A 23,636-nucleotide genomic window follows, 5' to 3' on the forward strand; every position below is an offset into this window, starting at 1 on the left:
GGCCGCCGTCTTCTCGTGCTCATCTCCCAGCTCCGGAGACCGTGATGAAAACAGGGACCCCCTCGCAACCTCTGTATCGTTCCGAGGCGTTGCGCCGAGTCGAGACGCTGGCTGCCGAGCAGCCGCTGATGCAGCGCGCCGGACTCGCCGCTGCCGAGCTGGCGACCTCGCTCTGCCGCCTGCAGGGGGCGGCGCTGCTGATCCTCGCCGGGCCCGGCAACAACGGCGGCGATGCCTTCGTCGCCGCCCGTCACCTGCGCGAACGCCACTTTGCCGTCAGTCTCGTCTTTGCCGGCGAGGTCGGCCGCCTGCCGCCGGACGCTGCGGCGGCCTGCCGACGATTCGTCGATGACGGCGGCGAGCTGCTCGACAGCATTCCGGTCGGCAAGCGCTGGGCGATGATCATCGACGGTCTCTTCGGCATCGGACTGCAGCGGCCGATCGCCGGTCGCCATGGCGAACTCGTCCTGGCGGCCAACACGCTGGCCGCCCGCGACCGCTGTCCGCTGCTCGCGCTCGACTGTCCGAGCGGCCTCGATGCGGACACCGGCAGGCTCTGCGGCATGGCGATCCGAGCCAGCCACACGATCAGCTTCATTGCCAGCAAGCCGGGGCTGCACACCGGCGACGGTCCGGATCATTGCGGAACGGTCTCGGTGGCGACGCTGGATCTCGATGCCGAACGTCTGGTGAAGCCGACGGCGCGCACGCTGGGGGTTGACCTGCTGGTCGATCGACTGCGGCCGCGCGCGCGCAACACGCACAAGGGCAGCAACGGCAGCGCCGGCATTCTCGGCGGCGCCGCGAGCATGGTCGGTGCCGCCTTTCTCGCCGGGCGAGCCGCGCTGCGGCTGGGCAGCGGCCGTGTCTACCTTGGCCTGCTCGACGGTCAGGCGCCGGCGATCGACCCGCTGCAGCCCGAACTGATGCTGCGGCAGGCGGATGCACTGCTGGCGGCACCGCTGACGGCGCTCGCCTGCGGGCCGGGGATGGGCAGTGGCGACGAGGCCCACGAGTGGTTGCGGCGCGCCTGTTCGTTGCCGCTGCCGCTGTTGCTCGATGCCGACGCGCTGAACCTGCTCGCCGCCGAGCCGAGCCTGCGGGAGGAGGTACTGGCGCGTGCCGCGCCAACGCTGCTCAGCCCACATCCGACCGAGGCGGCTCGCCTGCTCGACCGCGATACCGCCACCGTGCAGGCCGATCGGCCGCGTGCCGCCCTCGAACTCGCCGCGCGCTACCGCGCCGTGACGGTCCTGAAGGGCTGTGGCAGCATCGTCGCCGAGCCGGGCGGCGAGTGGTTCGTCAATACCAGCGGCAACCCCGGTCTGGCGACTGCCGGCACCGGCGATGTGCTCAGCGGCTTCATCGTCGCACTGCTGGCACAGGGGTGGCCGGCGCTCGAGGCCATGCTGGCGGCGGTGCACCTGCACGGCATCGCGGCCGACGAGCGAGTTGCCGCAGGCTGTGGGCCGGTCGGCCTGAGCGCCGGCGAGCTCATCGACAGCGCACGCGCCACTTTCAACCGCTGGGTCACGCGTGGTCGATGACCGCGGCAGCGAGCGATTGACGGTTGCCGGCGTTCTCTTCTGCCTGCTGGCGCTGTTCCTGTTTTCCGCCCTCGACGCGACGGCGAAGTACCTGAGCGCCTTCCTCGCCGTGCCGCTGCTGGTCTGGGCGCGCTATCTGGTGCAGTTGCTGCTCATGCTGCTGGGCGTCGCGCCGCGTCTCGGGCGCAGCATCGTGCTCACCCGTCGGCCGGGGTTGATGGCGCTGCGCGGCGTCACCCTGGCGGGTGTGACGCTGCTTGGCCAGATGGCGTTGACGACGCTGCCGCTTGCCGAGACGACGGCGCTGGTCTTCGTTGCGCCGCTGCTGGTGGCCCTGCTCGCCGGTCCGCTGCTGCACGAACGGGTCCGGCTGCGTACCTGGCTGGCAACCGTCGCCGGTTTTTGCGGCGTGCTGCTGATCGCGCGGCCGGATGGCAGCCTGAGCGCGGGCGGGGTCGCCTGTGCGCTGGGCGCGGCGCTCTTCTATGCCGCCTACCAGATCCTGACGCGCAAGCTGGTTGCCAGCGAACCGCCGCTGCGCCTGCTCTTCCACACGGCGCTGTTTGGCACGCTGGCGCTGCTGCCGATGTTGCCCTTCCATTGGGACGGGCGGTTGCCGACCATCGGCCAAGGGCTGCTGATCGTCTCGCTCGGTGTCTACGGCGGGGTCGGGCATTTCCTGCTGATTCGCGCCTTCCAGCAGGCGCCGGCGTCGCTGCTTTCGCCGCTGCTCTACGTGCAACTGGTCTGGGCCACCCTGCTTGGCTGGCTGGTTTTCGCGCAGTTGCCGGATGCGATGACGACGACCGGCATGCTGATCATCGGCGCTGCCGGGCTCAGCCTGGCGGTCGGTGGGCGCCCCGGCAGCCTCCCGGGCTAGTCGGGATCGAGTTCGCGCAACTCGACGGTCGCCAGCAGCGCCTCGACCTGTGGTTGCGGCGGCAGGCCGCTGCCGATCATGCCCACCCTGGCGCTGGCGGCGGCGATGGCGAGGCGGGCGCTGTTCGGCAGTGGCCAGCCGCGCATGCAGCCGGCGATGTGGCCGGCCAGCAGTGCGTCGCCGGCGCCGACCGTGCTGCGGACGATCGTCGGTGGCGGGATCGCCCGCAGGCAGCGATCGGCGGTGACGAACAGTGCGCCTCGTTCGCCCAGCGAAACCACGACGCGCTCGATGCCAGCGGCGACGAGTCGTCTGGCGGCGGTTGCCGCCGCGGCGTCGGATAGCGGTTCGCCGACCAGTTCCTCGAGTTCGGCGAGATTCGGCTTGATCAGCCAGGGCCTGGCGTTGACCCCATGGCGCAGGGCACCACCGCTGCTGTCGAGAGCGACCCGTTTGCCGGCTGCCTGCAGCCGACCGATGAGGTCAGCGTAGTAGGTGGTGGGGATGCCGGCCGGCAGACTGCCGGCGAGGACGAAGCAGCTGCACTCGGCCAGCAGCGCATCGACCGCCCGTTCGACATGGGCCAGGTATTCGTTGCCTGGGAAGCTGCCGGGAAAATTGATCTCGGTCAGCTGCGGCATGTCGCCGCTGACGATCTTGATGTTGCTCCGGGTGCGACCCGGGAAGCGCACACAGGCGTCACGGATTCCCTTGCTGGCGAACAGGCGTTCAAAGACGCCGGCATTGTCGCTGCCGAGCAGGCCGGTGACGGTGACGGCGACACCGAGATCGGCCAGGCAGGCGGCGACATTGACCGCCTTGCCGCCAGCGTGCATCTCCTCCCGGTTCACGCGGTTGAGCCGTCCGGCGGCGAAATCGGCGATGCCGATGCCGTGATCGATGGCCGGATTCAGGCTGACGGTGGTGACGGCGAAGGGGGAAGTCATGGCCGATGCACGTGTTTCGCCGGACCCTTGCCGGCGAGGCTCCGGTCATCGCGGACGCGATTGGCGGCGTTCATGCTGCCGGCCGCGGCGGGCTGAGATGAAGGTCGGCGGCGAAACCGTGTTCGACCGCCGGCAGTTGCAGGCTGCCACCGTGCGCCCGCGCAACCAGCTCGACCAGCAGCAGGCCGAGACCGCCGCCGCTCGCGTCGACCCGTCCGATGAGGGCGGTCTGCAGGCCTTCCCGCTGTTCCGGGCTGACGCCGGTGCCGTTGTCGTGCACGCGCAGGACGTTGCTGTCCGGCAGCGACAGGCGGACGCGCGTGGCGCCGTGGCGCAGTGAATTGTCGAACAGGTTCAGCAACGCGGCGGCGAGCAGATCGGCATCGGCGGTCAGCCGCAGCCGCTCCGGAAGCTCGACTGTCAGACCCTCGACCGCCAGGCGCGGGATCATCTCGGCGACGTCAAGCTCCTGCGGGTGAACCGCGGCCGAACTGCGGAACAGTGTCAACAGGGCGCTGACGACACGGTGCAGCCGGCGTGCAGCAGCGCGCACGCGCTGCAGGCGCGGCTGCAGGTGCGCTGGGGATTCGCGCAGGGCGACGGCGAGCTGTGCGTCGATGCCGGCCAGCGGGGTGCGCAGCGAGTGTGCGGCATGGCCGGTGAAGGCGCGCTCACGCGCCAGACGGACTGCCAGCCGCTGCGTCAGCTCGTCGATGGCGGCATGCACCGGTTGCAGTTCGCTGCGCTCGGCAGCGCCGAGCACGGCTCCGGTGTCCTCCGGATTGCGTCCGCTCAGGTGTCGCGCCAGGCGCTGCAGCGGCAGCAGTTCGTGGCGAATCTGCGCCTGCAGCCAGACCTGCGCCAGGAGGGCGATCGCCAGCGTTGCCAGCGCTGCGCTCAGGGCCGTTTCGGCCAGAGCCTCCTGGCGCTCGGCGTGCGTCTGCGCGACATAGAGCCAGCGCCCGCCGTCGGCGAGGGGAATGCCGAAGACGCGCCATTCCTCGCTGTCGCTGAAACCGCCGGACGGAACACGGCGCAGCGGTGCAGCGGGTGCGAGTGCCGAGGCGGCGACCATTCTTGCTTCGCCCGCCGCCAGGTGGTCGACCACCTGCCAGGCAAAGCGCCCGCTGCCGTTCGGGGCCGGCGTCGCGCTGGCGGCTGCCGGCGCGACCGCGAGCGGCAGCGACAGAGGGCCGCGCAAACCCTCGGCTGCCGCCTGCAGCGTGTCGTCGAGCAGTTCGTCCACCTCGTCGTGTACGGTCAACCAGACGGCAGCGGCGACGGCGATGATCCACAGCAGCGACGAGACGAGCAGTACGCCAGTCAACCGGGTGCGGATCGAGGGTGGCGTCAGGGGCTTCATTGGCCGCCGCCGAGGCGATAACCGATGCCACGAACGGTTTCGACCACCGCTCGGCCCAGCTTGCGCCGCAGGGCGGCGACATGAACCTCGACGGCGTTGCTCGCCCATTCGGCGTCGAAGCCGAGCACCAGTCTCTCGAGGTCCGCCTTGGCGACGATGCGGCCGGGGCGCAGAAGCAGCGCTTCGAGAATGGCCCACTCGCGGCTGGTGAGCTCGACGCGCTGCCCGGTCAGCCAGACCGTACGCGCGGCGAGATCGACCTCGACCTCGCCGATCAGCCGCCGCGCATCGGCGCTGCCGGCGATTCGCCGGCTCACCGCGCGCAGGCGGGCTACCAGCTCCTCGGGTGCGAAGGGCTTGACCAGATAGTCGTCGGCGCCGCTGTCGAGGCCACGGATGCGGTCGCCGAGGAGGTCGCGCGCCGTCAGCATCAGTGCCGGGGTGGCGTCGCCGCGGCGTCGGCGGCCGCGCAGCCAGTCGAGACCGGAACCGTCGGGCAGCTGCCAGTCCACCAGCAGGGCATCGTAGGGTTCGCCCTCGTGGACGGCGACCTGCCGCAGCGTCCGGCACCAGTCGACACGGTGTCCATCGGCTGTCAGGAAGTCCCGCAGGCCGTCGCCGAGGATGTCGTCGTCTTCGATCAGCAGCAGTCGCATCGACTTTCTCCGGAGTCTGGCCAATGCCGCCAGTAAGGCGATTGTACCGGAGGCGGCGGAGTCACGGCCGCTGGGCCGGAGTGACAGCGGCGCGCGCTTAAGCACCTCTTCAGGAGTGGCGCGCAGCATCGCCGCCATGTCCAGTCCTCGTACCCCTCTCGTGCCGTCGCGGCGCGGCCAGGCGCCCGCCGGCGGCGATCCTTTCGTGATTCCAGCGACGGTCGAACAGTTGCTGCTCGTCGCGAGCGTCTTCTGGGTGCTGACGGCGAACCGGCCCTTTTTCGCCGCCGTCCTCGGCGGGCACTCGCTGACGGAGGTCGGCACCTGGGGTCTGCTGCTGGCCACCGGTGTTCTGCTGGTCGCGATGCACTTTGCCGTGCTGGCGCTCTTGGCGACGCGGCTGACGGTCAAGCCGCTGCTGGCGCTGCTGATCGTCACCACCGTCATCGCCTCGCACTTCATGTCGGCCTACGGCGTCTTCCTCGATCCGTCGATGCTGCGCAACGTTCTGCGGACGGACGTGCTGGAAGCGCGCGAACTGCTGTCGCCGGCGGTGGCCGTGCAGTTGTCGCTCTACGCGCTGCTGCCGCTGCTGCTGCTCTGGCGCGCCCGCATCGTCGTGCGCCCACCGCTGCGCGCCTGCGGCGTTCGCCTGCTGGCGTTGCTGCTGGCGACAGTGGCCATGGCCGGATCGCTGGCAGTGGTCTACAAGCCGTTCTCGTCGCTGCTGCGCAACCACAAGGAGGTGCGCTACCTGATCACGCCGGCGAACTATGTCTGGTCGCTTGCCAGTGTCGCGGCGACCGATGCCCGCGGTGCTGCGCGGCCGCGCCAAGCGATCGGACTGGACGCCGCCGCCGGATCGGGTCGGGGAAAAGGCGACCGGCCGCGCTTCGTCGTCGTTGTCGTCGGCGAAACCGCGCGTGCGGCCAACTGGGGTCTCAACGGCTACACGCGGCAGACGACGCCCGAACTCGCCCGGCTCGACGTGATCAACTTCAGCCGGGTGGCGAGCTGCGGCACCAACACCGAGGTATCGCTGCCGTGCATGTTCGCGCCGGTCGGCCGGCGCAACTACGACGCCGAGCGGATCAATGGCAGCGAGTCGTTGCTGCACGTCCTGGCGCGGGCCGGCGTCAGCGTGCAGTGGCGCGACAACCAGTCCGGCTGCAAGGGCGTCTGTGACGGCCTGCCGAGCGAAACCGTCGCGACCATCAACCCGCCCGGCTTCTGCGATGGTGGGCGCTGCCTCGATGGCGGCCTGCTGCATGGTCTCGACGAGCGACTGCGGCGTGCGCACGGGAGCAACCTGATCGTCCTGCACCAACTCGGCAATCACGGACCGTCATACTTTCGCCGCCACCCGCCGGCCTTTGCCCGCTTCCAGCCGGAATGCACGAATGACGACCTGAGTCAGTGTTCACCCGCGGAGATCGTCAACGCCTACGACAACGCGCTGCTGTACACCGACCACGTTCTCGCGAGCCTCATCGCCACCTTGCAGGCACGCGCCGGCGACGTCGATTCGGCGCTGATCTACGTTTCCGACCATGGCGAATCGCTCGGCGAGAGCGGGCTCTATCTGCACGGCGTTCCCTACGCCATCGCTCCCGCCGTGCAGAAGGAAGTGCCGATGCTGATGTGGATCTCCGACGGATTCCGCCGCAGCGCCGCGATCGATTCCACCTGCCTGCAGCGGCGGGCTGCCGCACCGGCGAGCCACGACCATCTGTTCCACACGCTGCTTGCCTTGCTCGACGTGCGGACGGCACTCTACGAGGCGGACTGGGATCTGCTGCACGGCTGCGCGAGTCCGCAGCGCGCCGCGAGCTGATCGCCGGCGGGGGTGCATGCCGTCTTCGCGGTCGCCGCCGGCGGCCGCGGGCTGCCGTTCAGATGCCGGTGAACAGCGCCGCTGCTGCCTGCTGGCCGAGTTCGAAGTAGCGTTTCTGCGCGCTGCTGTCCTTGAGCGAGATCGTCATGCTCTCGAGATCCTTTGGCCGCAGCAGGTGCAGCGGCTTGGCATGGTAACGCCGGCCGTCGATCTCGGCACTCTGCCTGCCCATGGCCTCGAGCATGCGGTTGATCAGCTGCGCGTGCGCGAAGACGCGGGTGTTGGGCAGAGTCAGCTGCATGTCGCTGACCAGCAGGTGGGTGTCGATGCTGTTGAACGGCAGGTTGAAGGAACTCGACCGGTAGAGCTTGTCGAGCTCCCGGTGATAGTCGTAGTCGGTGAAGTCGATGGCAATGATCTCGTCGACCTCGTCGTCCTCGAAGAGGGTGCGCAAGGGGGTATTGTCGAGATAGCCGCCTTCGATGTAGTAATCGCCATCGATGCTGATGGCCTGGAAGTAGGGGATCGTCGTGATGCCGGCGAGGAAGGCGTCCATGAAGCGGTCGATGCTGGCGTCGTCCACGCTGGCGAGGATCTCGTTGATCCTGAAGACGTGTCCCTGCCGGCGGCTCAGGTTGGTTGCCCGAATGTCCCAGCGCAGCGTGTCGAGATGCCTTGCCAGCAACTCGCGGCGTTGCGGGTCGTCGAGCAGCAGCGACTTGCGGCAGCTTGCCTTGTTGACGCTGAACAGGTGCGTGCCGGTCGGCAGCCACTGCGGCCGCAGGCCGAGGAAGTTGCCGAGGATGTGAAAGATGTCGCCGATGCCGAGCCTGAGGGTGCGCGTCAGTACCGGCGGCAGTTCTTCGTTGTCCCAGTCCCAGAGCAGGTAGTCGACGACGATGTTGTTGCCCGAGCTGGTCGAGGCAATGTGCACCACGGGTACGCCGTGTTTCCTCATCCAGACCAGCACGCCCTCGCTGTAGAAGCTCCGATAGCCGCCGCCCGAGGCGACGAAGCCGTATCTGGTCATCGAGTTCTCCTCTCCCGCCACGAAAGACCGGCTGCCGCGGGCAGCCACTGGCGCAGTGTGGCACAATTCTGAGCCATCTGCCGGCTGCGCTGCGGGTCGACGTGGCGCGCTGCCGGGTCGTCCGGCTGAGCCAATTTCTGGCGGCCCACGAACTGTTCCCGGAGGAGGTGACTGATGGACGGACTGCAGGTGCTTGCGGGTTTTCGCGCGAAATTCCGTGTCGATGAACTGCTGGTGGCGCGCAACGAGGCGTGGTCGTGGTCGGTGCGGCCGGGGCAGGTGACCCTCGGCGCCGGAATCGTGTCACTGAACCGCCACGCAGCGCGTTTCTCGGCGGTGACGGCGGCTGAAATGGCCGCCCTAACCGAGATCGTCGGCTCGCTGGAGCACGCCCTGCACGGTGCGTTCGACTATCGGGCGATCAACTACCTGATGCTGATGATGGTCGACCATCACGTGCACTTTCACGTCATTCCGCGTTACGACGGCGGACGCCGCTTCGCCGGTCTGGATTGGTTCGACCGCGGCTGGCCGGCGCCGCCGCTGCTCGCCGACGCGCAGCATGCCGATCGGGCGGAGCTGCCGGCGCTGCTGCGGCAGGAACTGCAGGCGGCACTGCCGCCAGCGGACGCTGCCGCAGCCGGCTGAGTGGCTGGCCCGACGGCCCCGTCAGCGATCGTTGCGCCAGTCGTGCAGCGTTTCCTTGCGCGGCAGCGGCGGCTCCCTGCCGGGGTCCCTGCCGCGCAGCAGCGGCATTGCGGCCGCCAGGACGAAAACGACGCAGATGCCGAGGACGATCCACAAGGTGCTCATTCATTCCCTCCATTGGCGCTGCCTGCGGCGCGGCGGTCGCCGTTCCGGGCAGGGCGCGCGCACGGCCAGTGCACGCCGCCCGACGGGCCGCCCCGGCGTTGTCCACGGCAGCGCTTCGCCGGGGCCGGCGAGATGGCTGCGGCAGCGGCGGGGGGGCGAAGCATCGTTCCGAGAGCCGATTAGAACCCAGCGCGCGCCGGCTGGCAAGCTGCTGCGTGCGGGCGACACGGGCAGTCCGCGGCGCAGGGCGGGGCAAGCCGCCGGTACGCGGGTGCGGACCGACCGCAGCGACCGCGAACGACCGAAGCGGCCGCCTGGTCATCGGCAGCGGCTGCCCGTGGGCGAGCGTCGATGATCCCGCTGTATGGTGCCCTGGCGATCCTCAGTGCCGCCATGGCCACCTTCATCGCGCTCAATCACCCGCTGTGGCCGGCGTTGCTGGCAGTTGCGCTGGTCGTCTGGAGTGTTGCCGTCTGCCTGCGCCCGCTTCTTTGGCTGGCCGTTCTGCCTGCCTGCCTGCCGCTGGCGGGGTTCTCGCCGTGGACCGGCTGGATCGGCGTCGAAGAGTTCGACCTGCTCTGCCTCGGGGCTGCCGCCGGTTCGCTGAGCCGACTCGTTCTGCAGCGGATGTTGCCGGCCCGTTGGCTGCCGGCTGCCGGCACTGGCGCGGACGGACGTGGCGACGATCGGCCGGCAACGGGTGCGGCACGGGTCGCGACCGATCCGCGGCGGCGACTGCCGGGGAGCCGCGACAGCTGCCGGCGACAGCGGCTGGCGCTGATCGGCCTCGCCCTGCTCATGGCATCCTGCCTCTTCGCCGCCTGGCGCGGCCTGCTCGCGGCCGGCGGTCCGCCACTGGACTGGTTCGACGGTTATGAAGAGCCTCTGAACAGCCTGCGGGTGGCGAAGAGCTTCCTGCTCTCGTTGCTCTTGCTGCCGTCGTTGCGCTGCCTGTTGCACGGCGAGCCGCGGCGCAGCGCGGGCTGCCTCGCCGGCGGCATCGTCGCCGGGCTGGCGGTTGTGGTTCTGGCGGCGCTCGCGGAGCGTCTCGCGCATCCCGGCCTGCTCGATTTCACCACCGCCTACCGCACGACCGCCCTGTTCTGGGAGATGCACGTCGGTGGCGCGGCGCTCGACGCGTTCCTGGCGCTGACCCTGCCGTTCGCCGTCCGCCCGGTGCTGCGCGCCGCGGCGCCCGGCAACTGGCTGGCCGCTGCGCTGCTGGCGGTGCTCGCGTGCTACGCGTGCCTGACCACCTTTTCGCGGGCCCTCTATCTCGGCACGGCGGTGGCCGTGGTCGTCCTCGCCTGCCGTCTGCCACGGCAGGCAGCGCAGCAGTGCCGGCCGCAGCCGCTCTGGCGAACACGGGCCAACCGCGTGCTGGTGGCGATCCTGGCTGGCGAGGTGCTGCTGGTCGCCGCCTTCGGCGAGTTCATGGGCAGCCGGCTGGCCGGCGGCGAGCGCGACCTCGTCGGGCGGCTGACGCACTGGCAGGAGAGCCTGGGTCTCCTGCAGGGGGGCAGTGACATGGTCTTCGGCAGGGGCCTCGGAAGGTATCCCGCCGACTACTCGGCGCAGGTCGCCGGGCGCGAGATGCCCGGCCGACTGCGGCTGATCGACGATGCGACAGGTCGCCACCTGAGCCTTTCCGGGACCAGATGGCGGGCGCCGCAGCGAGGTCGCTGGGAACTGCTGCAACGCGTGCCGGCACCGCTCGCCGCGCCGTACGCGCTCAGCCTGGCTGCGCGCTCCGCGCAGCCGGCGGTACTGGTCGCCAGCGTCTGCCGGCAGCACCTGCTCTACCCGGCCGCCTGTGTCGAGTCCGCGGTCTTGATTCCCGGTGGCGCTGGGGACTGGCGACGCATCGAGCTTAGGCTGCACCCCGGCGCCAGAGTGCCGGCGTCCAGGCTCTTGCCGGCCGCAGGCTTCTTCTCGCTGCGCCTGCTTGGCCAGTCCGAGTTCGTCGAGCTCGACGAACTCAGACTGATCGATGATGGTGGCCGCCAGTTGCTGGCCAACGGTGATTTCTCGCAGGGCCTGGCGCGCTGGTTCTTCGCCGCTCGTCACTACTTCCTGCCCTGGCATGTCGACAGCCTCTACCTGGAGATGCTCCTCGACCAGGGCGCGCTCGGACTTGGCCTGCTGCTGGCGCTGCTGGCGCTGGCGATCATCAATCTGTCGCGGGTTCCGCAGCGCGAGCACGAACTGGCGCCCTATCTGCTGGCTGGCCTGCTCGCCTGCATGACCGCCGGCCTGTTCGTCAGCGTGCTCGACATGCCGCGCGTTGCCTTCCTCTTTTACCTGTTGCTCTGTTGCTCGCTGTTCATCGACCACTGCCCGGGCGGGGTCGTGCCGTCGGCGGCAAGTTCCGGCGAAGTGCCGGATTCGCCCCGCAGTGTATAATCAGCTTGTCAAGCAACTGAGCAATATCAATAACTTGCAATTTTATCATATGATTATGTTGATCGTTCAAGGTGGTTTCTCGATGGTCGCCCAGCCTGGTGGCGGCCGTTTGCTGCGCGATTCTCCTGTGCCTGTGCATTAGGTCACGGTCACCCATCCGCCGCGCTGATAGCCTTCGTGTCATGCGTTTCGCCGAGCCCTCCCGATGAAGCAGCGGGACGGCTCAGCAGAATTCGTTTCTCAACGACACGCGCGGGGCGTTGTTCATGCTTGCAGGGGGTCTATCGTGATCAAGGTGTTCAATCATTGGTTTCATCGGAAGACTGTCGCCCAGGTTGCCGTCGACCTGATGTTCCCGGTCGTGTGCGTGATTCTCGCTGCCGTCTGGCTTGGCGGTGGGGCGCATCTGGAACTCGACAGGATCGCCTTCTACGCGATCATCTTCGCCCTGACGATGATCGTCCTGAATTCCTGGCTGGGCATGTATCAGCGCGTTCACACCCGGACGTTGGCGGAAACCCGCGCCCGCGCCGTACTCTCGCTGTACCTGGCGATTCCGCTGGCCTATGTCGTCTTCTCGTTGCTGGCGATCTCCGAGGTGGACCGCGGCTTCATGCTCCTGTCCGGGCTGGCGGCACTGTTTGCGACCCTGGTGCGGCGCGTCCATGGTGCGCACAGCATGCCGGGGTCGTTGCTGCGTCACCGTGTGCTGGTCTTCGGTGCCGGCGAGGAAGCCGAGAACGTCGGTCGTGTGCTCTCGAAGTCCGATCCCGACATCCAGATCGTCGGCTTCTATCCGTGCTCGAGCGATTCCGAGGTGGTCGTGCCGTCACAGGTCGTGCTGTCGCAGGCGATGTCGCTTTCGGATACGGCGCATTCGCTGAAGGTTGATGAGATCATCGTCGCCGTTCGCGAGCGCCGGGGTGGTGCGCTGCCCCTGCGCGAACTGCTCGACTGCAAGCTGTCCGGCGTCAAGGTGCTTGATCTGGCCAGCTACTTCGAGCGTGCGCTGGGGCAGCTGCGCCTGGATTCGCTGCGCGTCGGCTGGATGATCTTCGGTGAGGGTTTCCGGCAGACCTGGCGGCGGACGTTCTTCAAGCGCGCCTTCGACATCGTGGTCGCACTGCTGCTGCTGCTGCTGGCGCTGCCGGTGATGCTGCTGACGGCGATTCTGATCGCCTTCGAGGACGGGCTGCCGGTGTTCTATCGCCAGGAGCGGGTTGGCCTCGATGGCCGCCTGTTCGACGTGATCAAGTTCCGCAGCATGCGCAGCGACGCCGAGAGCGACGGCAAGCCGCGCTGGGCCGCCACCGACGACGACCGGGTGACGCGGGTTGGCCGCATCATCCGCAAGCTGCGCATCGACGAGTTGCCACAACTCTACAATGTGCTCGCCGGTGACATGAGCATGGTCGGACCGCGTCCCGAACGCCCCTTCTTTGTCGACCAACTGACGCGTGACATCCCGTTCTACGCCGTGCGCCACAGTGTCAAGCCCGGTCTCACCGGCTGGGCACAGGTCAGCTACCAGTACGGGTCGACGATCGAGGATTCGGTCCAGAAGCTGCAGTACGATCTCTACTACGTCAAGAATCACACCCTCTTCCTTGATATAGTGATCCTTTTCCATACCGTCGGAGTTGTCCTGACCGGCAAGGGTGCCCGGTGACCGGGCAACTGCGGCTCAGGTTGCTGCTTTCGACTGACGAGGACTGCGGGCGCTGATGGACAGCAAGATGGCGATGATTTCGGCGTGGAGCTATGGCCTGGCGGGCGTTCTGGCGGCGCTGCTGACGCTTTACCTGGCGTCCGGCCGGCGAAGCAGCAGTCGCAGTGGCTCGATGTTCCTGGCGGTGGCTCTGTGCACGGTGTGGGGGATGTTTGGCCTGGCCTTTGCGCTCACCGGTCAGGGCATCTTTCTCGCCGGCAGCCTGCTGGCCGACGCGCTGCGTTTCGGCGGCTGGTATCTCTTCCTGATCATCCTGATGCGCCCGGAGTCTCCTGCCGAAGGTGCGCCGGCAACGGCTGGCATCGGCTGGCTGAGTGCGATTGCCGTGCTGCTGGTGGTGTGCGGCTTCGTCGCCCAGGCGATGGCCGTCTTCGGCGTCGACCTCTTTGGCTCGTCGGCACGGCTGGCGCTGTTTGCCTCGCTGGCGATGACCGTCTTCGGGCTGGTTCTCGTCGAGCGTCTCTTTCGCAACGTATCGCCGGATTTCCGCTGGAGCATCAAGCCGCTGTGTCTTGGCTTGGGGGGCATCTTCCTGTTTGACCTCTACGTCTACTCCGACGCCTTGCTGTTCAACCGAATCGACGCCGACGCCTTCAGCATTCGCGGTTTCGCGCATGCGCTCGCGCTGCCGCTGGTGGCCCTGTCGGCAATCCGCAGCCACGACTGGAAGCGGCGACTGGTGATGTCACAGCGTGCGGTGCTGCAGTCGGCGACCCTGCTGATCGTCGGCACCTACCTGCTCTTCATGGCGGCCGCCGGCTATTACGTGCGCTTTTTCGGTGGCGAGTGGGGGCGTGCCCTGCAACTGGCGCTGCTGTTCGCCGCCCTGCTGGTGCTCGCGGTGCTGACCTTCTCCGGATCGATGCGGGCGCGTCTGCGGGTTCAGGTGGGCAAGCATTTCTTCAGCTATCGCTACGATTACCGCGAGGAGTGGTTGCGCTTCACCGCCACCCTGTCCGCGCAGGGCGGCTTCACGGGTCTTGGCCGACACGTGGTGCGCGGCCTGGCCGACATGGTCGAGAGTCCGAGCGGCGCTCTCTGGCTGAAGGATCCTTCCGGCCGCTTCTTTGCCCAGGCGGCATTCTGGAACATGCCTGCGTCGCCGGCCACCGAGGACGCCGACAGCCCGCTCTGCCGCTTCCTGCTCGACAGTGGCTGGGTGATCAACCTCGAAGAGTACCGCTCGCTGCCCCGCCGCTATGACGGGCTGGTGGTGCCGTTGTGGCTGGTCGAGGTGCCGAACGCCTGGCTGGTGGTGCCGCTGACCACCGGCAGCGAGTTGATCGCCTTCGTCGTGCTGGCGACGGCGCGCACGCGGATCGACGTCAATTGGGAGGTCAACGACCTGCTCAAGACGGCGGCCCGGCAGGCTGGAGCCTTCCTCGGTCAGATGCAGGCCAGCGAGGCGCTGCTCGAAGTGCGCAAGTTCGATTCCTTCAACCGGATGTCGGCTTTCGTCGTCCATGATCTGAAGAACATCATCGCCCAACTCTCGCTGATGCTGAAGAATGCCGAGCGCCACCGTGACAACCCGGAGTTCCAGAAGGACATGCTGATGACCGTCGAGCACTCCGTCGAGCGCATGCGGCAGCTGATGATGCAGTTGCGGCAGGAGACGACGCCGCTCGACGGGCCGCGCGGCATCGATCTGGCGGATGTGCTGCGGCGCATCCAGACGGCCAAGTCGGGGCAGGGGCGCGAGGTCGAGCTGACGATCGAGGAAAAGTTGCTGGCACGCGGTCACGAGGACAGAATCGAGCGTGTCATCGGCCATCTCGTGCAGAACGCGCTCGACGCCACCGAAAAGGGCGGTCGCGTCTGGGTGCGGCTCGCCCGCCAGGGCACCCAGGCCCTCGTCGAGGTCGGCGATACCGGACACGGGATGAGTCCCGAGTTCGTCCGTGAGCGGTTGTTCAAGCCCTTCCAGACGACGAAGCCGACGGGAATGGGAATCGGTGCTTACGAGAGCTTCCAGTATGTCCATGAACTGGGTGGCAGGGTCTCGGTCGACAGCGCGGTCGACGTCGGCACGCAGGTCGACCTCCTGCTGCCGCTGTTCGAAGGGGGCAAGGCGCTGCAGTCGGAAGAATTATCGGGGAAACAGGAATGAGCGCTGCAAAAATGCCACACCTGCTGATCGTCGAGGATGACCGCGCTCTGCAGAAGCAGATTCGCTGGGCCTTCGATCAGTACGAGACGCTGGCCGCCGACGACCGCGAGACGGCGATGCAACTGATGCGCCGTTACCAGCCGGCAGTGGTCACCATGGATCTCGGCCTGCCGCCCGACCCGGACTCGGTGTCGGAGGGCTTCAAGCTGCTTGAGGAGATCCTCAGCCTGGCGCCCGACACCAAGGTCATCGTGCTGACCGGCCAGAACGACCGCGCGAACGCCCTGCGCGCGATCGCCCTCGGTGCCTATGATTTCTTCGCCAAGCCGTTCGAGGTCGACTTGCTTGGCCTGACGATCCAGCGGGCCTACCGGCTGCACGAACTGCAGAAGGAGAACGAGCGGCTGCAGGCGATGCAGCAGCCGGACGCGATGGCGGGCATGATCACCCGCGACCCGGATCTGCTGCGCGTCTGCCGGACGATCGAGCGCGTTGGCGTCACCGACGCGACCGTCCTGCTGCTCGGTGAAAGCGGTACCGGCAAGGAGCTGCTCGCGCGCGGGCTGCACGAATCATCGCCCAGGCGTCGCGAGCGATTCGTTGCCATCAACTGTGCGGCGATCCCCGACAACCTGCTGGAGAGCGAACTCTTCGGCTACGAGAAGGGCGCCTTCACCGGTGCCGGGAAGACGACGCCGGGCAAGATCGAGACCGCCAACAACGGCACGCTGATGCTCGACGAGATCGGCGATCTGCCGCACAACCTGCAGGCGAAGCTGCTGCGATTCCTGCAGGAGCGGGTGATCGAACGGATCGGCGGACGCAACGAGATCCCGGTCAATGTACGGATCGTCTGCGCCACGCATCAGAATCTGCCGCAGCTCATCAGCGAGGGTCGTTTCCGCGAGGATCTCTATTATCGGCTGGCGGAAATCGTCGTGAACATACCGCCGCTGCGTGCCCGCACCGGCGATGCCTCGCTGCTGGCGCATGCCTTCGTGCGGCGCTTCGCTGCCGAGAACGGTCGCGGCGCCATGAGCCTGCGTGAGGATGCCCTGCGTGCGATCGAGGCACACGCCTGGCCGGGGAACGTGCGCGAACTCGAGAACTGCATCAAGCGAGCGGTGATCATGGCAGACGGCCATCAGATCACTGCCGCCGACATCGGCGTCCTGAGCGGGGTGCAGGCCGAGGAGATGGTGCTCGACCTGCGCAACGCGCGCGATGAGGCGGAGAAACGCGTGACCATCGCCGCTCTCGCGCGTGCCGACGGCAATGTCGTCAAGGCCGCCGAACTCCTCGGTGTCAGCCGTCCGACGCTGTACGATATGATGCACCGGTTCGGACTCAAGTAGCGTCGCCAACACGACCTTTTTTCTTACTGGCAAGCTTTTCGACTCAGGGGGACTTTGATGATTACTCGTAACTCCGTGGATGCACTGCGCAAGGCGACCGCCTCGGCCCTGCTGGCTGCCCTGCTCCTGGTCGGCTGCGGCGGTGGCGAGAAGCCGGCGGATCTCGTGAACCAGGCGAAGGAAGCGCTGCAGAAGAATGACCACAAGACGGCGGTGATCCACCTCAAGAATGCCCTGCAGCAGGATCAGCAGCTTGCCGAAGCCCGTTTCCTGCTGGCCAAGGCGCTGCTCGCGGGCGGCGATCCGGCGGGTGCCGAGGTCGAGTTGCAGAAGGCGCGGGAGCTCAACTATTCGGCCGAATACATTACCCCCATGCTTGCCCGCACGCTGCTGATGATGGGCAAGGCGGACAAGGTGATCAACGACCTGGCGAGCGCCCCGCTCACCACGGCCGAAGCGAGGGCCGACCTGCAGACCTCGATCGGCCAGGCGTACCTGCTGCAGGACAAGCCGCGGCAGGCGGAAGCAGCCTATGCAGCGGCGCTGGCTGCGCAGCCGGGCTTCGCGCCGGCACTGATCGGCGAGGCGAGGTTGAAAGCCACCGGCGGCGATCTGCCCGGGGCGCTGGCGATCCTCGACCGCGGGCTGCAGGATTCACCCAGGCTGTACGAAGCCTGGCAGCTCAAGGGGGACCTGCTGCTGGCCCAGGGCGACGGCGCCGCGGCGATGGCGGCCTACCGCAAGGCGGTCGAGGTGAAGCCCGACTACCTCGCGGCGCACGCGGCGATCATGCGGTTGCAACTGGCGGAGAACCAGCTCGATGCCGCCGCCCAGCAATTGGCGACGATCAAGCAGTTCGCCGCCAATCATCCGCAGACGCACTACCTGACGGCGATGCTGGCCTACCAGAAGAAGGACTATCCGGCTGCCCGCGACGCCGTCCTGCTGATGCTGCGCGTCGTTCCGGAGAACCCGCTCGGCCTGCAGCTCGCCGGCCTGATCGAGTACGAACTCAAGGCCTATCCGCAGGCAGAGGACTACCTCCTGAAGGCACTGCCGAAGACGCCCGAACTCGGCATCGCCCGCCGCGTACTGATCGCCAGTTACCTGCGCAACGGCCAGCCGGCGAAAGCCCTGCCGCTGATCGAACCGGTGCTCGGCAAGATCGACCAGGATTCGAACATGCTGGCGCTGGCCGGACAGGTTTTTCTGCAGAACGGCCAGGTCGACAAGGCCGGCGCCTACTTTGCCAAGGCGGCGGCGCTCGATCCCCAGAATGCCGGCAAGCGCACCTCGCTGGCAATGGTCAATATGGCTCGCGGCGATACCGACACGGCCTTCCGCGACCTCGAGCAGGTGGCGGCAGCCGACCCCGGCAATCGCGCCGATCTGGCACTGATCACGGCGCATCTGCAACGGCGCGCGTTCGACCCGGCGCTGAAGGCGATCGCCGCCCTGGAGAAGAAACAACCCGACAATCCGCTGGTGTACAACCTGCGCGGCACGGCCCTGCTCGGCAAGCGCGACATTGCAGGCGCCCGCAAGAGCTTCGAGCAGGCCCTCGCGCTGAATGCCGCGTACTTCCCGGCAGCAGCCAACCTGGCCAGTCTTGACATGGCGGACAAGAAGCCAGAGGACGCGAAGAAGCGCTTCGAGGCGGTTGTCGCCAAGGATCCGAAGAGCACGCAGGGATTCCTCGCCCTGGCCGAACTGCGCTCCCGAACCGGCGGCACGACCGAGGAAGTCGCCACCCTGATCAACCGGGCGATTGCGGCCAACCCGCAGGAGACGGCACCACGGCTGGCGCTGATCGGCCTGTACCTGGGCAAGAACGAGGTCAAGAGCGCGCTCGCCGCCGCCCAGGATGCGGCTGCCGCCCTGCCCGACCGACCGGAGATCCTCGATGCTGCCGGCCGCGCCCAGCAGGCGGCGCAGGACTACAATCAGGCGCTGGCGACCTATGGCAAGCTTGCCGCACTGAAACCCGATCTGCCGTTGCCCTATCTGCGGATGGCAGAGATCGAGGTGGTGGCCAAGAACAAGCCGGCTGCCCTGGAGAACCTCAGGAAGGCGCTCAAGGTGCAACCGAATTCGCTCGAGGCGCAGCGTGGGATCATGATGCTCGAGCTCGATGCCGGCCGGCCGGCCGAAGCCGTGGCGATTGCCAGGGAAGTCCAGAAGCAGCGTCCGAAAGAGGCGGTCGGCTACCTTTTCGAGGGCGACGCGCAGGCGTCGCTGAAGAACTGGCCGGCAGCCATTGCCGCCTACCGGACTGGCCTGAAGGAGGCTGGAGGCCCCGATCTGGCGGCCAAGCTGCACCTCGCCCTGTCGAACAGCGGCAACATGGCCGAGGCAGACAGCTTCGCTGCCGGCTGGTTGAAGGAGCATGCCAAGGACACGCGGTTCCGCTTCTATCTGGCGGGGCACGCGACTGCCCGCAAGGATTATGCGGCCGCTGCACGCCACTACCGCGTCATGCTCGAGGCGCAGCCGGACAACGCGATCGTGCTCAACAATCTGGCGTGGGTTGGCGCCCAGATCAAGGATCCGAAGGCCATGGAGTACGCCGAGAAGGCGAACAGGCTGGCGCCGAACCAGCCGGCACAGATGGATACCCTGGCGGTGCTGCTGATGGACAAGGGTGATACGCAGCGGGCGCTCGAGCTGTTCCGCCAGGCGCTCGAGCTGGCGCCGCAGGCGGCGGTGATCCGCGTCAACTATGCGCGAGCCCTGATCAAGGCGGGTCAGAAGAGCGAAGCGAAGAAGCAGCTCGATGAAGTCGCGAAACTGGGCGACAAGTTCCCGGCGCAGGCAGAGGTGGCGGAGTTGCAGAAAGGGCTGTAGGGGCGCTGGCGGTTGCTGGATGCTGGAGCGGAAAACCAACTGAATGGAGTGTTCATGACTATTGTTGCTGTGGTGGGTCTGGGTTACGTCGGTTTGCCACTCGCCGTCGAGTTTGGCAAGAAGATGCGGACCATCGGTTACGATCTGTCGGCAAGCAAGGTGGCGCAATATCGCCGGCACATCGATCCGACGGGTGAGGTGAGCACTGCCGACCTCGAGGCGGCGATCCACCTCGAAGTCGGCAATGATCCGACGGCTCTGGTGGCGGCGGATTTCGTCATCGTTGCCGTGCCGACGCCGGTCGACCAGGCGCATCAACCGGACTTCGGTCCGCTGATCGGCTCGTCGGAGGCGGTCGGGAGAAACCTCAAGCGCGGCGCGACCGTGGTCTTCGAGTCGACGGTCTACCCGGGGGCGACCGAGGAGGTCTGCATTCCGATCATCGAGAAGTGCTCCGGGATGAAGTGGAAGGAGGATTTCTTCGTCGGTTACTCGCCCGAGCGCATCAATCCGGGCGACAAGGAGCGGACGCTGACGAAGATCGTCAAGGTCGTCTCGGGCGACACTCCCGAAACCCTCGAGCGCGTTCGCGAGATGTACGCCAGGGTCATCACTGCCGGCGTCTTCCCGGCGTCGAGCATCAAGGTCGCCGAGGCGGCGAAGGTCATCGAGAATACCCAGCGCGATCTCAACATCGCCCTGATGAACGAGCTGGCGATCATTTTCGACCGCATTGGCATCGATACCGTCGAGGTGCTCGAGGCGGCCGGCAGCAAGTGGAACTTCCTGCCCTTCCGGCCGGGACTCGTCGGTGGTCACTGCATCGGCGTCGACCCCTATTACCTGACCCACAAGGCGGAGATGCTCGGTTACCACCCGCAGGTGATCAACGCCGGACGACGGATCAACGACGGTATGGGCAAGTTCATCGCCGAGCAGACGGTCAAGCAGTTGATCCGCAATGGCTGGCAGGTCAAGGGGGCGCCGGTCATCGTCCTCGGCCTGACGTTCAAGGAGGACTGCCCCGACCTGCGCAACTCGCGCGTCATCGACGTCATCCGCGAACTTGAGTCCTACGGCGCCCGTGTCGTGGTGCACGAGCCGGTGGCTGATGCCGACGAGGCACGACACGAGTACGGCGTCGAACTGGCGTCGTGGGATGAGCTGCCGGCGGCGGCGGCGATCGTCGCCGCGGTCGCCCACCGCCAGTTCCGGGAGCGCCCGCTGACCGATTTCGTCGCCAAGCTGCAACCGGGCGGCGTGCTGACGGACGTCAAGAGCATGTTCAGCGAGGCACAGCTGATGGCGCACGGGGTGAGCGTGTGGCGTCTCTGAGTTTCCTTGCGGCACCGGCCCTGGCGCCGCTCAGCGAGCGCCTGCGGCAGCGCCCGCGCGGCTGGCTGGTGACGGGGAGTGCCGGCTTCATCGGCTCGCACCTCGTCGAGACGCTGCTGCGGTTGGGCCAGACGGTGGTCGGGCTGGACAACTTCGCGACCGGTCACCGGCGGAACCTGGACGAGGTGCAGGAGCTGGTTGGCGTCGAGGCATGGCGCCGGCACCGCTTCATCGAGGCCGATATCCGCGATCCCGACGCCTGCCGCGAAGCCTGCGACGGGGTGGAGATCGTCCTGCATCAGGCGGCCCTCGGTTCGGTGCCGCGCTCGCTGGCCAATCCGTTGGCGACCAACGCCACCAACGTCGACGGTTTTCTCAACATGCTCGTTGCCGCCCGCGATGCCGGCGTGCGGCGTTTCGTCTATGCGGCGTCGAGTTCGACCTACGGCGATCATCAGGCGTTGCCCAAGGTCGAGGAGCGGATCGGCCGGCCGCTGTCGCCGTACGCGGTCAGCAAACTGGTCAACGAGCTGTACGCGGACGTCTTCGCACGCTGTTACGGCCTGCCGTCGATCGGTCTGCGCTATTTCAACATCTTCGGCGCACGCCAGGATCCGGAGGGGGCCTACGCCGCGGTCATCCCCCGCTGGACGCGCGCGATGCTGCTCGGCGACGTCGTGACGATCAATGGTGACGGCGAGACCAGCCGCGACTTCTGTTTCGTCGACAACGCCGTCCAGGCGAACCTGCTGGCTGCGATGTGTGACGATCCGGCGGCAGTGAACCAGGTGTACAACGTCGCCGTCGACGACCGTACATCATTGAATCGGCTGTTCGACATCCTGCGTGAGGCCCTGCTCGACTTCTGCCCCGACGTGCGCCAGTTGCGGCCGGTGCATGGCGATTTCCGGCCAGGCGACGTTCGCCACTCGCGCGCCGACATTTCGAAGGCCAGGCGTCTGCTTGGCTATTTTCCAAGCCACCGGATCGAGGAGGGGGTTCGGGCGGCGATGCCGTGGTACGTGTCACGCCTGGGCGTGGCCGCTGGAGTTCGTTGATGAAAGCTTCCTGTCTTGGTTGTGCCGCCCTGATGCGCCAGGGTGCGATCCTCTTCTGCGGTTTGCTGAGTCTTGCCGCGCCGTCGTTTGCTGCCGCTGCCGGACTGGCGGCGAAGGAGTCCGAGGCCGAGCGCCGGCTGGCGCTGCGCAAGGAGGCGCTGGCACACGAGCATGGCGAGGGCGTGCCGCGCGATTACGCACGCGCCGTCAAGCTCTATTGCGAGGGCGCACGGCTGGGTGACCCCGAGGCACAGTTCAACCTCGGCTGGATGTACGCCAACGGCCGCGGCATCGAGCGTGACGATTCGCGCGCTGCCTACTTCTTTGCCCTGGCTGCCCGGCAGGGGCACGAGCAGTCGCAGAGGATGCAGCGTTTCGTCGGCGAACCCGTGGCGACCGTCCCCGATTGCATGCGCGGCATCGCCCTTTTCGACGATGGCAAGGACGTTCTCGTGCCGATCACCGAAATGCAGAAGAAGGTCGTCGGTCTCGTGCAGCAGCTGGCACCGGAGTACGGCGTCAGCCCACGCCTGGCGCTGGCGGTGATCCGCACCGAATCCAATTTCAATCCCTCGGCGCTGTCGAACAAGAACGCGCAGGGGCTGATGCAGCTCATCCCCGATACGGCGGCGCGCTTCAACGTCAGGCAGCCGTTCGACCCCGAGCAGAACCTGCGCGGCGGACTGGCGTATCTGCGCTGGTTGCTCGCCTATTTCGAGGGCGACGTCAGCCTCGTTGCCGCGGCCTACAACGCGGGCGAGGGCGCGGTCAATCGCTACCGCGGCGTGCCGCCCTATGCCGAGACGCAGGGCTATGTCAAACGGATCATCGGCATCTTCAAGCGCGATGATCATCCCTACGACGCGAAGGTGACCACGCCATCACCGGAATTGCCGCGCATCCGCTCGACGAGGGGAGTCTAGGGTGCCGGCCGTGCGTCCGGCGCTGCGCCACCTGCTTGCCGCAGCCGCAGTCGTCGTCGGCCTGCTGGTCCTCGCCGGCAGGGCGGCAGCCGAGCTGCCCGATGTCATCGAGCGGGTCAAGCCGTCGGTGGTCGTCGTCGGCACGCAGCAGCTGACGCGCAGCCCGCAGTTCGTCATGCGCGGCACGGGATTCGTCGTCGGCGACGGGCGTACGGTGGCAACCAACGCGCACGTGCTCCCGGCAGCCATCGACGAGGCAGCCGGCGAGAAGCTGGTGATCCTCGTCCGGCTCGCCGATGCCAAGGCGCAGCAGCGGCCGGCCAGGGTCGTTGCCGTGGACAAGGGCCACGACCTCGCGCTGCTGCGCATCGACGGCCCGCTGCTGCCGGCCCTGACGCTGCACGAAGCGGAGCCGGTACGCGAAGGGCAGGCGGTCGCCTTCACCGGCTTTCCCATCGGCGGCGCCCTCGGGCTGTCGCCGGTCACGCATCGCGGCATCATTTCGGCGATCACGCCGATCGTCCTGCCGGGGGCCAATGCCCGCGAACTGAACGCCCGCGTCGTGCAGCAGATCAGGGCCGGCAGTTTCGACATCTATCAGCTCGACGCGACGGCGTACCCGGGCAACAGCGGTGGTCCGCTCTTCGATGCCAGTCGCGGCGAGGTGCTCGGCATCATCAACATGGTCTTCGTCAAGGAGAACAAGGAATCGGTCCTCAGCAAGCCGTCCGGGATCAGCTTCGCCATTCCCGTGCGCTTCCTGCGGGACCTGCTGCAGAAGGGCGGCCCGTAGGATCCGCTTGCTTCTG

Annotated in this window: 18 protein-coding genes; 13 read left to right on the forward strand and 5 right to left on the reverse strand. The window is 67.4% G+C overall.

Annotation, left to right across the window (positions count from 1 at the left end; all coding sequences use genetic code 11):
• Positions 1-44 precede the first annotated feature (44 nt).
• Positions 45-1,547: an NAD(P)H-hydrate dehydratase gene (locus HT579_05410; protein QKS28418.1), complete on the forward strand. Its 1,503-nt coding sequence runs from the start codon at positions 45-47 to the stop codon at positions 1,545-1,547.
• Positions 1,537-2,427, forward strand: coding sequence for a DMT family transporter (locus tag HT579_05415; GenBank protein QKS28419.1), 891 nt, complete (start codon positions 1,537-1,539; stop codon positions 2,425-2,427). The genes HT579_05410 and HT579_05415 overlap by 11 nt, the downstream gene beginning before the upstream one ends.
• Here the strand turns inward: HT579_05415 and pfkB are convergent.
• The 3 genes from pfkB to HT579_05430 form a co-directional block, all read right to left on the reverse strand.
• On the reverse strand, positions 2,424-3,374 hold the full coding sequence (pfkB, locus tag HT579_05420) for a 1-phosphofructokinase (GenBank protein ID QKS28420.1): 951 nt from the start codon (positions 3,372-3,374) through the stop codon (positions 2,424-2,426). The two genes, HT579_05415 and pfkB, sit on opposite strands and share 4 nt — an antisense overlap.
• Before the next feature lie 70 nt (positions 3,375-3,444).
• Complete coding sequence (locus HT579_05425; protein QKS28421.1) at positions 3,445-4,737, reverse strand: sensor histidine kinase; 1,293 nt, start codon at positions 4,735-4,737, stop codon at positions 3,445-3,447.
• Positions 4,734-5,393, reverse strand: a complete 660-nt coding sequence (locus HT579_05430; GenBank protein ID QKS28422.1) for a response regulator transcription factor — start codon at positions 5,391-5,393, stop codon at positions 4,734-4,736. The genes HT579_05425 and HT579_05430 overlap by 4 nt, the downstream gene beginning before the upstream one ends.
• Positions 5,394-5,529: 136 nt before the next feature.
• On the opposite strand from HT579_05430, the gene HT579_05435 reads away from it, so the two are divergent.
• Entirely contained in the window at positions 5,530-7,227 is a 1,698-nt protein-coding gene (locus HT579_05435; GenBank protein ID QKS28423.1) for a phosphoethanolamine--lipid A transferase, read from the forward strand.
• 58 nt (positions 7,228-7,285) lie between these two features.
• On the opposite strand, the gene HT579_05440 is transcribed toward HT579_05435, so the two are convergent.
• Positions 7,286-8,257 carry a hypothetical protein gene (locus HT579_05440; GenBank protein QKS28424.1) on the reverse strand — a complete coding sequence of 324 codons (972 nt, stop codon included), beginning with the start codon at positions 8,255-8,257 and terminating at the stop codon, positions 7,286-7,288.
• Between the two features lie 174 nt (positions 8,258-8,431).
• On the opposite strand from HT579_05440, the gene HT579_05445 reads away from it, so the two are divergent.
• Entirely contained in the window at positions 8,432-8,905 is a 474-nt protein-coding gene (locus HT579_05445) for an HIT family protein (GenBank protein ID QKS28425.1), read from the forward strand.
• A 21-nt stretch (positions 8,906-8,926) separates the two neighbouring features.
• Here HT579_05445 and HT579_05450 read toward each other — a convergent pair whose 3' ends face one another.
• A complete protein-coding gene (locus tag HT579_05450) occupies positions 8,927-9,070 on the reverse strand; it encodes a hypothetical protein (protein ID QKS28426.1) in 144 nt (47 codons plus the stop codon).
• A gap of 351 nt (positions 9,071-9,421) precedes the next feature.
• Between HT579_05450 and HT579_05455 the strand changes: the two genes are divergently transcribed.
• The 9 genes from HT579_05455 to HT579_05495 all read left to right on the forward strand — a co-directional run bounded on the left by HT579_05455 (position 9,422) and on the right by HT579_05495 (position 23,620).
• Positions 9,422-11,473: a hypothetical protein gene (locus HT579_05455; protein QKS28427.1), complete on the forward strand. Its 2,052-nt coding sequence runs from the start codon at positions 9,422-9,424 to the stop codon at positions 11,471-11,473.
• Between the two features lie 286 nt (positions 11,474-11,759).
• Positions 11,760-13,142, forward strand: a complete 1,383-nt coding sequence (locus tag HT579_05460) for a TIGR03013 family PEP-CTERM/XrtA system glycosyltransferase (protein QKS28428.1) — start codon at positions 11,760-11,762, stop codon at positions 13,140-13,142.
• A gap of 55 nt (positions 13,143-13,197) precedes the next feature.
• Positions 13,198-15,312, forward strand: coding sequence for a PEP-CTERM system histidine kinase PrsK (prsK, locus tag HT579_05465; GenBank protein QKS28429.1), 2,115 nt, complete (start codon positions 13,198-13,200; stop codon positions 15,310-15,312).
• A complete protein-coding gene (gene prsR / locus HT579_05470) occupies positions 15,309-16,667 on the forward strand; it encodes a PEP-CTERM-box response regulator transcription factor (protein QKS28430.1) in 1,359 nt (452 codons plus the stop codon). Before prsK ends, prsR begins: the two co-directional genes overlap by 4 nt.
• 57 nt (positions 16,668-16,724) lie before the next feature.
• A complete protein-coding gene (gene prsT / locus HT579_05475; GenBank protein ID QKS28431.1) occupies positions 16,725-19,511 on the forward strand; it encodes a PEP-CTERM system TPR-repeat protein PrsT in 2,787 nt (928 codons plus the stop codon).
• A gap of 54 nt (positions 19,512-19,565) precedes the next feature.
• A complete protein-coding gene (locus HT579_05480; GenBank protein QKS28432.1) occupies positions 19,566-20,846 on the forward strand; it encodes a nucleotide sugar dehydrogenase in 1,281 nt (426 codons plus the stop codon).
• A 20-nt stretch (positions 20,847-20,866) separates the two neighbouring features.
• A complete protein-coding gene (locus HT579_05485; protein QKS31515.1) occupies positions 20,867-21,904 on the forward strand; it encodes an SDR family oxidoreductase in 1,038 nt (345 codons plus the stop codon).
• Positions 21,904-22,827 carry a transglycosylase SLT domain-containing protein gene (locus tag HT579_05490; GenBank protein QKS28433.1) on the forward strand — a complete coding sequence of 308 codons (924 nt, stop codon included), beginning with the start codon at positions 21,904-21,906 and terminating at the stop codon, positions 22,825-22,827. Before HT579_05485 ends, HT579_05490 begins: the two co-directional genes overlap by 1 nt.
• Positions 22,828-22,849: 22 nt before the next feature.
• Entirely contained in the window at positions 22,850-23,620 is a 771-nt protein-coding gene (locus tag HT579_05495; protein QKS31516.1) for a trypsin-like peptidase domain-containing protein, read from the forward strand.
• Positions 23,621-23,636 lie beyond the last annotated feature (16 nt).

Source organism: Candidatus Accumulibacter similis, assembly GCA_013347225.1.
GTDB lineage: Bacteria > Pseudomonadota > Gammaproteobacteria > Burkholderiales > Rhodocyclaceae > Accumulibacter > Accumulibacter similis.